General features: G+C 46.7%; 13 protein-coding genes. 12 read left to right on the forward strand and 1 reads right to left on the reverse strand.

Features of this window, described 5'->3' with window-relative positions; genetic code table 11:
- Window positions 1-46 precede the first annotated feature (46 nt).
- The 9 genes from lepA to mtaB all read left to right on the forward strand — a co-directional run bounded on the left by lepA (window position 47) and on the right by mtaB (window position 11111).
- Window positions 47-1882 (forward strand): translation elongation factor 4, encoded by a 1836-nt coding sequence (lepA, locus tag SB24_RS16835; RefSeq protein ID WP_039254423.1) that lies wholly within the window; start codon window positions 47-49, stop codon window positions 1880-1882.
- 59 nt (window positions 1883-1941) lie between these two features.
- The gene (hemW, locus tag SB24_RS16840) at window positions 1942-3081 is read left to right on the forward strand and encodes a radical SAM family heme chaperone HemW (RefSeq protein ID WP_039254425.1); all 1140 of its coding nucleotides are present in this window, start codon (window positions 1942-1944) and stop codon (window positions 3079-3081) included.
- Between the two features lie 80 nt (window positions 3082-3161).
- Entirely contained in the window at window positions 3162-4193 is a 1032-nt protein-coding gene (hrcA, locus tag SB24_RS16845; protein WP_003152889.1) for a heat-inducible transcriptional repressor HrcA, read from the forward strand.
- 59 nt (window positions 4194-4252) lie between these two features.
- A complete protein-coding gene (gene grpE / locus SB24_RS16850; RefSeq protein WP_003152892.1) occupies window positions 4253-4828 on the forward strand; it encodes a nucleotide exchange factor GrpE in 576 nt (191 codons plus the stop codon).
- 24 nt (window positions 4829-4852) lie between these two features.
- Window positions 4853-6691: a molecular chaperone DnaK gene (dnaK, locus tag SB24_RS16855; protein WP_007408273.1), complete on the forward strand. Its 1839-nt coding sequence runs from the start codon at window positions 4853-4855 to the stop codon at window positions 6689-6691.
- A 185-nt stretch (window positions 6692-6876) separates the two neighbouring features.
- Window positions 6877-8004, forward strand: a complete 1128-nt coding sequence (dnaJ, locus tag SB24_RS16860; RefSeq protein WP_003152895.1) for a molecular chaperone DnaJ — start codon at window positions 6877-6879, stop codon at window positions 8002-8004.
- Between the two features lie 23 nt (window positions 8005-8027).
- Window positions 8028-8963 (forward strand): 50S ribosomal protein L11 methyltransferase, encoded by a 936-nt coding sequence (gene prmA, locus SB24_RS16865; protein WP_012118021.1) that lies wholly within the window; start codon window positions 8028-8030, stop codon window positions 8961-8963.
- A 22-nt stretch (window positions 8964-8985) separates the two neighbouring features.
- Window positions 8986-9756, forward strand: coding sequence for a 16S rRNA (uracil(1498)-N(3))-methyltransferase (locus SB24_RS16870; RefSeq protein ID WP_039254428.1), 771 nt, complete (start codon window positions 8986-8988; stop codon window positions 9754-9756).
- Complete coding sequence (gene mtaB / locus SB24_RS16875) at window positions 9756-11111, forward strand: tRNA (N(6)-L-threonylcarbamoyladenosine(37)-C(2))-methylthiotransferase MtaB (protein ID WP_007612666.1); 1356 nt, start codon at window positions 9756-9758, stop codon at window positions 11109-11111. Before SB24_RS16870 ends, mtaB begins: the two co-directional genes overlap by 1 nt.
- A gap of 37 nt (window positions 11112-11148) precedes the next feature.
- On the opposite strand, the gene SB24_RS16880 is transcribed toward mtaB, so the two are convergent.
- On the reverse strand, window positions 11149-12075 hold the full coding sequence (locus tag SB24_RS16880) for a Na/Pi symporter (RefSeq protein ID WP_039254431.1): 927 nt from the start codon (window positions 12073-12075) through the stop codon (window positions 11149-11151).
- A gap of 171 nt (window positions 12076-12246) precedes the next feature.
- On the opposite strand from SB24_RS16880, the gene rpsU reads away from it, so the two are divergent.
- From rpsU to SB24_RS16895, 3 genes are all read left to right on the forward strand, one after another.
- Window positions 12247-12420 carry a 30S ribosomal protein S21 gene (gene rpsU / locus SB24_RS16885; RefSeq protein WP_003152957.1) on the forward strand — a complete coding sequence of 58 codons (174 nt, stop codon included), beginning with the start codon at window positions 12247-12249 and terminating at the stop codon, window positions 12418-12420.
- Window positions 12421-12434: 14 nt separating this feature from the next.
- Window positions 12435-12881 (forward strand): GatB/YqeY domain-containing protein, encoded by a 447-nt coding sequence (locus SB24_RS16890; RefSeq protein WP_007408278.1) that lies wholly within the window; start codon window positions 12435-12437, stop codon window positions 12879-12881.
- A 122-nt stretch (window positions 12882-13003) separates the two neighbouring features.
- Window positions 13004-14320: an NfeD family protein gene (locus SB24_RS16895; protein ID WP_039254433.1), complete on the forward strand. Its 1317-nt coding sequence runs from the start codon at window positions 13004-13006 to the stop codon at window positions 14318-14320.
- The last annotated feature ends 13 nt before the right edge of the window (window positions 14321-14333 follow it).

Genomic DNA, 14333 nt, shown 5'->3' on the forward strand with positions numbered 1-14333 from the left:
AATCTAAGCTAGTGTATTTTGCGTTTAATAGTAGGAGTGATAGATTGTGACAGATAAAGAAAAGCGTTTAGAGAGGCAGTCAAGAATCCGGAATTTCTCCATCATCGCCCACATAGACCACGGCAAATCGACCTTGGCGGATCGGATTTTAGAAAAAACATCGGCGATCACCCAGCGGGAAATGAAAGAACAATTGCTTGATTCAATGGACCTTGAACGCGAACGGGGAATTACCATCAAATTAAATTCCGTTCAGCTGAAATACAAAGCAAAAGACGGAGAAGAATATATATTTCATCTCATCGACACGCCCGGACACGTCGACTTTACATATGAAGTATCGCGAAGCCTGGCTGCCTGTGAAGGCGCGATTCTCGTTGTTGATGCGGCTCAGGGAATAGAAGCGCAGACATTGGCGAACGTCTATCTGGCGCTTGATAATGATCTTGAGATTCTTCCTGTCATTAATAAAATCGATCTCCCGAGCGCAGAGCCAGAACGTGTGCGTCAAGAGGTTGAGGACGTTATCGGCCTTGACGCTTCAGACGCCGTCCTCGCTTCAGCGAAAGCGGGCATCGGCATCGAAGACATTTTAGAACAGATCGTAGAAAAAGTGCCGGCTCCCGCGGGAGATCCGGAAGCTCCGCTGAAAGCGCTCATCTTTGACTCGCTTTATGACGCGTACCGCGGAGTCGTCGCGTATATCAGAGTCGTAGAAGGAACGGTCAAACCGGGCCAGAAAATTAAAATGATGGCAACCGGAAAAGAGTTTGAAGTGACAGAAGTCGGTGTGTTCACGCCGAAAGCAACTCCGACAGATGAACTGACTGTCGGCGATGTAGGCTTTTTAACTGCTGCGATCAAAAATGTCGGTGACACACGCGTCGGTGACACGATAACAAGCGCGGCCAATCAGGCTGCCGAAGCATTGCCTGGGTATCGCAAGCTGAACCCGATGGTGTATTGCGGTTTGTATCCGATCGATACGGCCAAATACAATGATTTAAGGGAAGCTCTTGAGAAGCTTGAACTGAATGACTCATCGCTTCAATATGAAGCAGAGACATCCCAAGCGCTCGGATTCGGTTTCCGCTGCGGATTTTTAGGTATGCTTCACATGGAAATCATTCAGGAGCGGATTGAGCGTGAGTTTAAAATCGACCTGATCACAACGGCACCGAGTGTTATCTATGATGTGTATATGACAGACGGCGAAAAGGTTGTTGTTGACAATCCGTCCAACATGCCTGACCCACAAAAGATCGAAAGAATCGAGGAGCCGTATGTAAAAGCGACAATGATGGTGCCGAACGATTATGTCGGTGCGGTGATGGAGCTTTGCCAAGGAAAACGCGGCAATTTTATCGACATGCAATATTTAGACGCAAATCGTGTCAGCATTGTCTATGACATGCCATTAGCGGAAATCGTATATGAATTTTTTGATCAGCTGAAATCAAGCACAAAAGGCTACGCGTCCTTTGATTACGAGCTGATCGGCTACAAACCGTCTAAACTTGTCAAGATGGACATTATGCTGAACGGAGAAAAAATCGACGCCCTTTCATTTATCGTGCATCGCGATTACGCGTACGAACGCGGAAAGGTAATTGTAGAAAAACTAAAAGAGCTCATTTCGCGCCAGCACTTTGAAGTACCGATTCAAGCGGCGATCGGCCAGAAAATCGTGGCCCGCTCTACCATTAAAGCGATGCGTAAAAACGTATTGGCTAAATGTTACGGAGGAGACATCTCACGGAAACGGAAGCTTCTTGAAAAACAAAAAGAAGGAAAACGCCGGATGAAGCAGGTCGGCTCAGTAGAAGTGCCGCAGGAAGCGTTTATGGCCGTTCTTAAAATGGATGACAGCCCGAAAAAATAACGGAAGCCGCCGCAGCCCCGCGCTGCGGCTTCTTTCTGTAAAGAAGAAGGTGTTTCAAAATGAAATCAGCTTATATTCATATTCCGTTTTGTGAGCATATCTGCCACTATTGCGATTTCAATAAATATTTTATTCAGAGCCAGCCTGTCGATGAGTACTTAAACTCACTCGAAAAGGAAATGATAAATACAATAGAACGGACGGGACGCCCTGATCTCCGCACGATTTTTATCGGGGGAGGCACGCCGACATCGCTCTCACCCGTCCAACTGGAAAAATTGATGGATTCCATTCACCGCGTGCTGAAGCCTTCTGACGGACTCATAGAATTTGCCGCGGAAGCGAATCCGGATGATTTATCCCCGGAAAAATTAAAAATCATGAAAAATGCCGGTATCAACCGGCTGAGCTTCGGTGTTCAAACCTTTGAAGATGAGCTTTTACAAAAAATCGGCAGAGTGCATAAACAAAAGGACGTATTCACTTCCTTTGAACGTGCGAGAGCTCTCGGCTTCGACAACATCAGTCTCGATTTAATGTTCGGCCTGCCGGGTCAGACGCTGGCCGATCTTGACAATTCCGTCAAAACGGCTTTGTCTCTTGATGCGGAGCACTATTCCGTTTACTCGCTGATCGTAGAGCCGAAAACGGTGTTTTATAATTTAATGCAAAAAGGCCGCCTGCATCTCCCCGCGCAAGAACAAGAGGCCGAGATGTATGAAACGGTCATGAGGCAGATGAGTGAAGCGGGCATCCGTCAATACGAGATCAGTAACTTTGCAAAGCCCGGATACGAGTCCCAGCATAATCTGACGTATTGGAGCAATGAAGAGTATTTCGGTTTTGGCGCAGGCGCTCACGGATATATCAGCGGCACGCGCACCGTCAACGCCGGGCCTGTGAAACATTACATGCAGCTCATCGAAGAAAAGGGGCTGCCTTACCGTGACACGCACGAGGTGACACGTGAGGAGCAGATTGAAGAAGAAATGTTCCTCGGTCTCAGAAAAATGTCCGGCGTACAAAAGCAAGCTTTTCTCGATAAATTCGGACGCTCGGTCGACGAACTGTTTCCCGATGTTCTCAAAGATTTAACCGAAAAAGGCCTGATCTGTGACACGCAAGAATCGGTTGCATTAACGCATGAAGGCAAATTATTAGGAAATGAGGTTTTTGGCGCTTTTTTGGGTGAGTTATAATTGACATTTTTCTTTTGGTTTGTTACTTTTGATATAGAATTAGCACTCGCTGACCTTGAGTGCTAACAGGGGTGATGATGATGTTAACAAATCGTCAGCTGTTGATCCTGCAAGTGATTATTAATGATTTTATACAATCGGCGCAGCCTGTAGGATCAAGAACTCTTTCAAAAAAAGACGAGATTACATTCAGCTCTGCAACGATCAGAAACGAGATGGCTGACTTGGAGGAATTGGGCTTTATTGAAAAAACCCATTCATCCTCAGGACGGATTCCGTCGGAAAAAGGGTACAGGTATTATGTCGATCATTTGCTGTCACCCGTCAAGCTGACAAAAACCGATCTGGATTTAATTCACTCGATATTTAAAGAAAAAATCTTCGAGCTGGAAAAAACAGTCCAAAAATCAGCGCAAATCCTGTCCGATCTGACAAACTACACATCGATTGTCCTCGGGCCGACGCTGAGCGAGAACTATCTTAAACAGATTCAAATCGTTCCGATCCAGCCGGATAAGGCGGTCGCCATCCTCGTCACGAACACGGGGCATGTCGAAAACCGCACCATCAATTTCCCGGCTAAAGTGGATTTGGCCGATATTGAAAAACTGGTCAATATACTAAACGATCGATTAGCGGGCGTGCCGATGGACGAACTGAATGAGCGCATTTTCAAAGAGGTTGTCACATATTTAAGGCAGCATATCGCCAACTATGACAGCATACTTGAATCGCTCCGCTCCACATTCCATCCGGCGGCCCACGTTGAGAAATTGTTTTTCGGCGGAAAGATCAACATGCTGAATCAGCCGGAGTTCCATGATATTGAAAGGGTCCGCTCGCTCTTATCTTTAATTGAAAAAGAGCAGGATGTTCTGAAGCTGTTTCAGTCATCAAAAGCCGGGATTTCAATCAAAATCGGGAAAGAAAACGACTACGAAGAAATGGAAAACTGCAGTTTAATCACGGCCACCTATACAGTTGATACGAAACAGATCGGATCAATCGCCATTATCGGGCCGACGCGCATGAATTATTCAAGAGTCGTCAGCCTGCTGCAGCACGTGACTTCGGACTTGTCAAAAGCATTCACAAGTTTGTATGATGAATAAGGGAATTTTGGCAATCATTTTCAGTCATCTTTTTACAGCATTTGAGGGAGGTGAACACAATGTCAGAAGAAAAACAAACCGCAGAACAGGTTGAAGCAGCAGAACAAGAAGAAGTGACAGAACAGGCAGAACAAGCCGCTTCACAAGAGCAGCATGAAGAAACGGCAGGTCAGGAAGAAGCCCTTCAGCACCAAATTGATGAATTGCAGGGTTTGCTTGATGAAAAAGAAAACAAGCTTTTGCGTGTTCAAGCAGACTTTGAAAACTATAAACGACGCAGCCGCCTTGAAATGGAAGCTGCTCAGAAATACCGTTCTCAAAACGTCGTAACGGAAATCCTTCCGGCTCTCGACAACTTTGAACGGGCGTTACAGGTAGAAGCTGAAAGCGAGCAGACAAAAAGCTTGCTGCAAGGTATGGAAATGGTCCGCCGCCAGCTGATGGACGCACTTGAAAAAGAAGGCGTTGAAGCTATTGAAGCTGTCGGTCAGGAATTTGATCCGAACCTTCACCAAGCCGTCATGCAGGTGGAAGATGAAAACTTCGGCAGCAATATTGTTATCGAAGAATTGCAAAAAGGCTACAAACTGAAGGATCGCGTCATCCGTCCTTCAATGGTAAAAGTGAATCAATAACTACATAGCAGGAGGTAATTCAAAGTGAGTAAAGTAATCGGAATTGACTTGGGTACGACAAACTCATGTGTGGCAGTGCTTGAAGGCGGAGAGCCTACAGTCATCGCCAACGCTGAAGGAAACCGTACGACTCCGTCAGTCGTTGCATTTAAAAACGGCGAGCGCCAAGTAGGGGAAGTGGCAAAACGCCAATCCATCACAAACCCCAACACAATCATGTCTGTTAAACGCCATATGGGTACTGACTATAAAGTGGAAATCGAAGGAAAAGACTACACGCCTCAAGAAGTGTCAGCTATTATCCTTCAGCATCTGAAAGCATATGCTGAAAGCTACCTTGGCGAAACAGTTTCAAAAGCCGTTATCACGGTTCCTGCATACTTCAACGATGCGGAGCGCCAAGCGACAAAAGATGCCGGTAAAATCGCCGGTCTTGAAGTAGAACGTATTATCAACGAGCCGACTGCAGCAGCGCTTGCATACGGACTTGATAAAACGGACGAAGACCAAACGATTCTTGTTTACGACCTTGGCGGCGGTACGTTTGACGTATCTGTTCTTGAACTTGGCGACGGCGTGTTTGAAGTCCGTTCAACTGCCGGTGACAACCGTCTTGGCGGGGACGACTTTGACCAAGTCATCATCGATCATCTCGTAGCAGAATTCAAAAAAGAAAACGGCATTGATCTTTCAAAAGACAAAATGGCGCTTCAGCGTTTGAAAGATGCGGCTGAGAAAGCGAAAAAAGATCTTTCCGGCGTTTCATCTACACAAATTTCTTTACCATTTATCACAGCGGGAGAAGCAGGCCCTCTTCACCTTGAGCTGACACTGACCCGCGCTAAATTCGAAGAGCTTTCCGCTCACCTTGTTGAGCGCACAATGGCTCCTGTCCGTCAGGCTCTTCAAGATGCGGATCTTTCTGCAAGCGAAATCGACAAAGTTATCCTTGTCGGCGGATCAACACGTATTCCTGCCGTACAGGAAGCAATCAAAAAAGAAACGGGTAAAGAAGCGCATAAAGGCGTAAACCCTGATGAAGTTGTAGCACTGGGTGCAGCGATTCAAGGCGGCGTCATCACGGGAGACGTAAAAGACGTTGTTCTTCTTGACGTTACACCGCTTTCTCTCGGTATTGAAACAATGGGCGGCGTGTTCACAAAACTGATCGACCGCAACACGACAATTCCGACGAGCAAGTCTCAAGTATTCTCAACTGCAGCTGACAACCAAACGGCTGTTGACATTCACGTGCTTCAAGGTGAGCGCCCGATGTCTGCCGACAACAAAACGCTCGGCCGCTTCCAGCTTACTGATATCCCGCCTGCACCGCGCGGCGTACCGCAAATCGAAGTTTCTTTCGATATTGACAAAAACGGTATCGTAAACGTAAGAGCGAAAGATTTAGGCACAGGAAAAGAACAAAACATTACTATCAAATCTTCTTCAGGTCTTTCTGATGATGAGATCGAACGCATGGTAAAAGAAGCGGAAGAAAACGCTGACGCTGATGCGAAGAGAAAAGAAGAAATCGAAGTCCGCAACGAAGCTGACCAGCTTGTGTTCCAAACGGAAAAAACATTAAAAGATCTGGAAGGCAAAGTGGACGAAGAGCAAGTGAAAAAAGCAAACGACGCGAAAGACGCGCTGAAAGCCGCTATCGAGAAAAACGAAATTGAAGACATCAAAGCGAAAAAAGATGAGCTTCAAACAATCGTTCAAGAGCTTTCTATGAAGCTTTACGAAGAAGCGGCGAAAGCGCAGCAGGCTGAAGGCGGAGCAAACGCTGAAGGCAAAAAAGCGGATGACAACGTTGTCGATGCGGAATACGAAGAAGTAAAAGACGACGAAACGAAAAAATAAGTTCTTTCCCGCATGGCTATAGGCGGAAGAACACATAGCATATTCTGATTCAACAGACAGAAAGTCAAAGTCAGGCATCTCTTGGCTTTGACTTTTTTTCTTGCCCGGGATAAAAGGAATTGAAAAAACATAATTCAAAATGATACAATCTAATTTATGTGAGAAATTCGGGAGAGTGAAGCGAGATGAGTAAGCGTGATTACTATGAAGTGCTTGGGGTAAGTAAGAGCGCTTCAAAGGATGAAATCAAAAAAGCCTATCGGAAGCTTTCAAAAAAATATCATCCTGATATCAATAAAGAATCCGGAGCAGATGAAAAATTCAAAGAGGTAAAAGAAGCGTACGAAGCGCTCTCAGACGACCAAAAACGCGCTCAATATGACCAATTCGGCCATACAGACCCTAACCAGGGATTCGGCGGCGGTTTCGGAGGCGGCGGAGACTTCGGCGGCTTCGGTTTCGATGACATCTTCTCAAGCATCTTCGGAGGCGGCACGAGACGCCGTGACCCGAATGCGCCGCGGCAAGGCGCGGATCTGCAGTATACAATGACCCTGTCATTTGAAGACGCGGCTTTCGGGAAAGAAACGATCATTGAAATTCCGCGCGAAGAGAATTGCGAAACATGTAAAGGGTCTGGCGCGAAGCCGGGAACAAAGCCGGATACGTGCTCGCACTGCGGAGGTTCAGGCCAGCTGAACGTCGAACAGAACACGCCGTTTGGCAAAGTGGTTAACCGAAGAGTCTGCCACCACTGTGAAGGAACAGGAAAAATCATCAAAAACAAGTGTTCTGACTGCGGCGGCACGGGCAAAGTGAAAAAACGGAAAAAAATCAATGTCACGATTCCTGCCGGTGTGGATGACGGACAGCAGCTGCGCGTTCCGGGCCAAGGTGAACCGGGCGTAAACGGAGGGCCTGCGGGAGATCTGTTTGTCGTATTCCATGTGCGCGCCCACGAGTTCTTTGAGCGCGACGGAGACGATATTTATTGCGAAATGCCGTTAACGTTTGCCCAAGCGGCACTCGGAGACGAAGTGGAAGTGCCGACGCTTCACGGAAAAGTGAAATTGAAAATACCTGCCGGCACACAAACAGGCACGAAATTCAGATTAAGAGGCAAAGGCGTTCAGAACGTCCGGGGCTACGGACAAGGCGACCAGCACATTGTCGTCCGCGTCGTCACACCGACGAATCTGACAGACAAACAAAAAGACATCATCCGCGAGTTCGCTGAAGTCAGCGGAAACCTGCCGGATGAACAAGAAATGAGTTTCTTTGACAAAGTAAAACGCGCATTTAAAGGCGAGTAATGATTGGATAGGAGTTGGTAGTTTTGAAATGGTCCGAAATCAGCATTCACACAACACATGAAGCGGTCGAACCCATCTCAAATATTTTGCATGAAGCTGGTGCGAGCGGGGTTGTCATCGAAGATCCGCTTGATTTAATGAAAGAGCGTGAGAATGTTTACGGGGAAATCTACCAGCTCGACCCCAATGATTACCCCGATGAGGGTGTCATTGTCAAAGCGTATCTGCCGATCAACAGTTTCCTCGGCGAAACGGTGGACGGCATTAAAGAGACGATTAATAATCTGCTTTTGTACGACATTGATTTGGGCAGAAACACAATCACCATTTCTGAAGTTAATGAAGAAGAATGGGCGACAGCTTGGAAAAAGTATTATCATCCTGTGAAAATTTCTGAAAAGTTCACGATCGTTCCCACTTGGGAAACGTACACACCTGTTCATACAGATGAACTGATTATTGAAATGGATCCGGGTATGGCATTCGGTACGGGAACGCATCCGACAACCGTTCTGTGCATTCAGGCGCTTGAGCGTATCGTTCAAAAAGGCGACCGTGTCATTGATGTCGGCACCGGTTCAGGAATTTTAAGCATCGCGGCCGCCATGCTTGAGGCCGAATCGGTTCATGCGTATGACCTTGATCCGGTCGCTGTTGAAAGCGCGCGTCTGAATGTGAAATTGAACAAAGTGAGTGATACGGCCGAAGTGAAGCAGAACAATTTGTTAGACGGCATCACGGGCGAACATGATGTCATTGTCGCAAATATTTTGGCGGAAGTGATTCTCCGCTTTACATCACAGGCGTACGACCTGCTCAAAGACGGAGGCCATTTTATTACTTCAGGCATTATCGGCCAGAAAAAACAGGAAGTAAAAGAAGCGTTGGAAAAAGCCGGCTTTACCATCATAGAAATTCTGTCTATGGAAGATTGGGTCAGCATCATCGCGAAAAAATAACAGTTAGTAGGTGTCACAGCGTATGCAACGATATTTTATCGAGCTCACGAAGCAGGAGATGGACGAAACTCCCGATTTTCAAATTAAGGGGGAAGACGTCCACCATATAGCGAACGTCATGAGAATGAGTGCGGGAGACCGGATAATCTGCTGTTCGAAAGACGGCCATGAAGCGTTATGCCTGCTCAAAGCGGTTTCTAAAGATCATATATCATGCAGCATTGCTGAATGGACGGGTGAAAACCGTGAACTGCCGTTAAAAATCAGGATCGCCAGCGGCCTTCCGAAAGGCGATAAGCTTGAATGGATTATCCAAAAAGGGACCGAGCTGGGGGCAAGTATGTTCATCCCCTTTCAGGGCGCCAGATCCGTCGTTAAGCTAGACGACAAAAAGGCAAAGAAAAAGCGGGAGAGATGGGCGAAAATCGCGAAGGAAGCGGCGGAGCAATCGTACCGCAATGAAATTCCCGAAGTGAAAACCGTTCATACGTTCCGGCAGCTGCTTGAAATGGCGGAGAATGTCGATAAATGTGTCGTTGCATACGAGGAGTCATCAAAGCAGGGAGAAACGGGCGCTTTCGCTGCGGAGCTCAAAAGCCTTCCGCAAGGTTCGTCTCTTTTAATCGTATTCGGCCCTGAAGGCGGTCTGACTGAGTCTGAAGTTCATCAGCTTTCAGAAAAAGGCGCCGTCTTATGCGGCCTCGGACCGAGAATTTTACGGACTGAAACTGCGCCTCTTTACGCGTTAAGCGCAGTTTCCTATCATACAGAGTTATTAAGAGGTGATCAGTAATGGCAACTGTTGCTTTTCATACCCTTGGCTGCAAGGTCAACCATTATGAAACAGAAGCAATCTGGCAGCTGTTTAAAGATGCGGGTTATGAACGAAAAGAATTCGAACAGACAGCAGATGTATATGTCATTAATACATGTACGGTAACAAACACGGGAGATAAAAAAAGCCGTCAAGTCATCAGACGGGCGATCCGCCAAAATCCTGACGGCGTCATCTGCGTAACAGGGTGCTATGCGCAAACCTCTCCGGCGGAAATTATGGCCATCCCGGGTGTTGACATCGTCGTCGGCACGCAGGATCGTGAAAAAATGCTCGGTTACATTGAGCAGTACAGGGAAGAGCGCCAGCCGATCAACGGCGTCGGCAATATTATGAAAGCACGCGTGTTTGAAGAGCTGGATGTTCCCGCTTTTACTGACCGCACAAGAGCGTCGTTAAAAATCCAAGAGGGCTGCAACAACTTCTGTACGTTCTGCATTATCCCTTGGGCGCGCGGCCTGCTTCGTTCCCGCGATCCGGAAGAAGTCATTAAACAGGCGCAGCAGCTGGTGGATGCCGGCTATAAAGAAATCGTCCTGACGGGGATTCATACGGGCGGCTACGGCGAAGATATGAAAGATTATAATTTCGCCAAGCTTCTCCGCGAGCTTGATACACGTGTAGAAGGACTGAAGCGGATCAGAATTTCATCTATTGAAGCAAGCCAAATCACTGATGAAGTGATTGAAGTGCTGGATGCGTCTGATAAAATCGTCCGTCACCTTCATATCCCGATTCAGTCAGGATCAAACACCGTTCTGAAACGGATGAGACGCAAATATACGATGGAATTTTTCGCGGACCGTTTAAATAAGCTGAAAGAAGCGCTGCCGGGTCTTGCCGTCACATCTGATGTCATCGTCGGTTTCCCGGGAGAAACGGAAGAAGAATTTATGGAAACATACCGGTTCATTAAAGAACATAAGTTTTCAGAGCTTCACGTATTCCCTTACAGCAAACGCACCGGAACACCTGCGGCCAGAATGGAAGACCAGGTTGACGAGAACGTGAAAAACGAACGGGTGCATAAGCTGATTGCGCTGTCTGACCAGCTTGCAAAAGAATACGCCTCCGATTATGAAGGAGAGGTTCTGGAAATCATTCCTGAAGAGACGTTTAAAGAGTCTGATGAAGACGGCATGTTCGTCGGCTATACGGACAATTACATGAAAGTCGTCTTCAAAGGCACGGAAGATGTAATCGGCAAACTTGTCAAAGTCAAAATTCAAAAAGCGGGCTATCCGTATAACGAAGGACAATTCGTCCGCGTCGTTGAGGATGAAATGACCCGAAACATGCGCATGTCTTCATAACAGATAAAAAAACCGGTGCCTTCCCGCATCGGTTTTTTTACGGTTTCGGAGGAATCAGCCTGTCAATCAGCCGGTAAAACAAATGTGTGAACGGCAGAAACAATAAGGCGGTGACTACGTTAAATAACAGGCTGAAATGCGCAATCATCTGCGCGGGATCATCAGACAGGCGCTCCGTAAAACCTGCTGATGCGGACAGGAAGGGAAATACGAGCAGCACGCCGAGAATATTAAACACAACGTGAGCACCGGCGGTCTGTCTGGCGGCATAACCGCCTGAAACAGCAGCCATGACGGCCGTGACGCATGTCCCGATATTAGATCCCAGAACGACGCTGACCGCTTGTTCAATGCCGATCACCCCTTCGTTCATAAAACTCATCAAAATGCCGATGCAGACGGAGCTTGAATGAATGATTGCCGTCAATATCATGCCGATAAAAAGAGCGGACCAGCTCGAATCATTCACATGTCGCAAAACCTCCGCCCCCGCCTTCATTTCTGTCAGCGGAACGGCGAGCCGGCTGAAGCATGTGATGCAAAAAAAGATGATGCCGAGACCGAGGAAGCTTATGCCGATCTGCCTGAACGGATATTTACGGAGGAGGATAAACACAAGGCCTCCGATAAAAAGCACCCAAATGAGCACATCCATCTTTATGGCTAAAAACTCCGTCGTAAACGTGGAGCCGACATTCGTGCCGAGAATCATCGGAATGGTCCGTTTAAAAGATAAAGCGCCTGCGCTGACAAAGCCGATGACAATGACCATGAAGGCTGAGCTGCTCTGAAGAAAACCGGTGAACACGATGCTTATGAGAAAAGCTTTCAAAGGGTGGTCGGTAAATAAGAGCAGGCTTTTCTCAATTTTTGAATACGTTAATGCGATCAGCCCCTTCCTGAGCAGGCTCATTCCGAGTAAAAAAACCAGGATAAGTGCGGTAAAGAGAATCAGTATCATCAAACGAAACACCCCTTTCCATCATTATATAGACAAGCAGCCTTATTCATGACGGAAAAGTGAGCTCGCTTAGTTGACCTGACTGATGGCTTATATTATAATGTCAAAGTACATGTTTATATATGTATCTTTTTAAAGGTAGTCGATTGGTGTATTCGGAGGGAGGGAAAGAGAATGTCAAAAACGGTCGTTAGAAAAAACGAATCGCTTGAAGATGCTCTTCGTCGCTTCAAACGCAGTGTATCAAAGACAGGTACTTTGCAAGAAGCAAGAAAGCGCGAATTTTATGAAAAACCTAGCGTAAAGCGCAAGAAAAAGTCAGAAGCTGCTAGAAAACGCAAATTCTAAAAGAGGGTGGATTTATGAGTCTTCTTGAGCGACTTAACCAAGATATGAAGCTGTATATGAAAAGCCGTGAGAAAGACAAACTGACTGTCGTTCGAATGGTGAAAGCTTCACTTCAAAACGAAGCAATTAAGCTTAAGAAAGACAGTTTGACCGAGGATGAGGAACTTACTGTCCTATCTCGTGAACTTAAGCAACGTAAAGACTCCCTCCATGAATTTTCAAACGCTAATCGTTTAGATTTAGTAGATAAAGTTCAAAAAGAGCTGGACATTTTAGAAGTTTATTTACCGAAGCAGCTTTCTGAAGAAGAGCTGCAGACAATCGTAAATGAAACCATCGCTGAAGTCGGTGCGAGCTCCAAAGCGGACATGGGCAAAGTGATGAGTGCTATTATGCCTAAAGTAAAAGGTAAAGCTGACGGCAGCGTAATTAACAGACTTGTCAGCAGTCAATTATCTTAATTGACAAGAAAAAAGACATCTTTCCTTGAGAGATGTCTTTTTTTATACATAAAAAAATGAAACTAAAGTACATTTGTTACGTATATAAAGAAGAACGAAACGGGAAGGAGGGTATATTTGCCTTGTTCCGAAAAAAAACCGGAATTGCTGTTGCTCTATTGGGCTTATTTGTATTATCTTTATTAGGGGTTCAATTGAACGCGAAAGCTGATCACCCATCGGTTTATGTCATCCCGGTTGAGAAAAATGTCGAACAGGGGCTCGCCTCGTTTTTATCGCGTTCTTTCAAAGAAGCGAAGGAGTCCGGCGCGTCACACATTATTCTTGACATCAATACACCGGGAGGCGCCGTTCAATCAGCCTTGGATATTGCGGATATCATCGGCCGCGCGGATGTGCCTGTTACCGCTTACGTTAATAAACGGGCGCTTTCTGCCGGAGCGTATATAGCGCTCCAGGCAGATGAAATCTATATGGCGCCGGGCGGAAAAATGGGTGCCGCAGCCATCATCGACGGAAAGGGAAACGCGGCAGACAAAAAGGCCCAATCACTGTGGCATGCAGAAATGGAGGACGCAGCGGTTAAAAACAACCGAAATCCGAAATACGCCCTGGCCATGGCAGATCCCGCCATTAATGCAAAGGAAGCGGGCGCCCCAAAGGGAAAACTGCTGACACTGACAGCTGAAAAAGCCAAGGAAGTCGGATATTCGGAGGGCACGGTTTCAGACCTTGATGCTTTATATACAAAGCTCGGTTTTGACAAAGCGGATGTTCACCATGCAGAAGAAGGTTTCGTCGGCAAACTGGGCAGATGGCTGACAAATCCGTTTGTTGTCCCCGTCTTATTAACGCTTGCTTTGCTTGGTTTGACCATTGAATTGTTCTCGCCGGGCCTCGGGATACCGGGTGCCGTCGGACTGACGGCCATCCTGCTGTTTTTCACCGGGCATATCGCTGCCGGATTCGCCGGCTATGACAGCGTATTCTTATTTTGCGCGGGCTTGGTTTTTATCCTTTTAGAGATATTTCTGCCCGGAGGCATAATCGGTCTTATCGGTATTGCAGGCGTCATCGCGAGCCTCTTTCTCGCTGCGGGCAGCTTTACCGTAATGGCGGTTTCTCTCTTGATCGCCATTGCTGTGTCTATTACAGCCTTTATCATATTAACAAGGGTGTTGGGGAAACGAATGAAATTCTTTAAAAAATTAATATTAACTGATTCAACAAGCACGGAGAGCGGTTATGTTTCAAATCAGAACCGGACGGAGCTGTTGGGAAAAGTCGGCGTTACCGCTACAGCCCTCAGACCGTCAGGCACCGTCATTATTGATGATGAACGTCTGGATGTCGTCTCGGAAGGATCATTCACTGAAAAAGACAGACAGGTGAAAGTAGTGAAAGCGGAAGGCTCACGCATTGTCGTGAGAGAAATATAGATGATAACCTTGA

It is taken from the genome of Bacillus sp. Pc3 (genome assembly GCF_000815145.1).
Taxonomy (GTDB): Bacteria; Bacillota; Bacilli; order Bacillales; family Bacillaceae; genus Bacillus; species Bacillus velezensis.

What these genes read in the sequence shown, in the direction of transcription:
- grpE (WP_003152892.1), top strand. Translation starts at nt 4,253, where the DNA reads ATGTCAGAAGAAAAACAAACCGCAGAACAGGTTGAAGCAGCAGAACAA.
- SB24_RS16890 (WP_007408278.1), top strand. Translation starts at nt 12,435, where the DNA reads ATGAGTCTTCTTGAGCGACTTAACCAAGATATGAAGCTGTATATGAAA.
- hrcA (WP_003152889.1), top strand. Translation starts at nt 3,162, where the DNA reads ATGTTAACAAATCGTCAGCTGTTGATCCTGCAAGTGATTATTAATGAT.
- dnaJ (WP_003152895.1), top strand. Translation starts at nt 6,877, where the DNA reads ATGAGTAAGCGTGATTACTATGAAGTGCTTGGGGTAAGTAAGAGCGCT.
- SB24_RS16870 (WP_039254428.1), top strand. Translation starts at nt 8,986, where the DNA reads ATGCAACGATATTTTATCGAGCTCACGAAGCAGGAGATGGACGAAACT.
- rpsU (WP_003152957.1), top strand. Translation starts at nt 12,247, where the DNA reads ATGTCAAAAACGGTCGTTAGAAAAAACGAATCGCTTGAAGATGCTCTT.
- hemW (WP_039254425.1), top strand. Translation starts at nt 1,942, where the DNA reads ATGAAATCAGCTTATATTCATATTCCGTTTTGTGAGCATATCTGCCAC.
- mtaB (WP_007612666.1), top strand. Translation starts at nt 9,756, where the DNA reads ATGGCAACTGTTGCTTTTCATACCCTTGGCTGCAAGGTCAACCATTAT.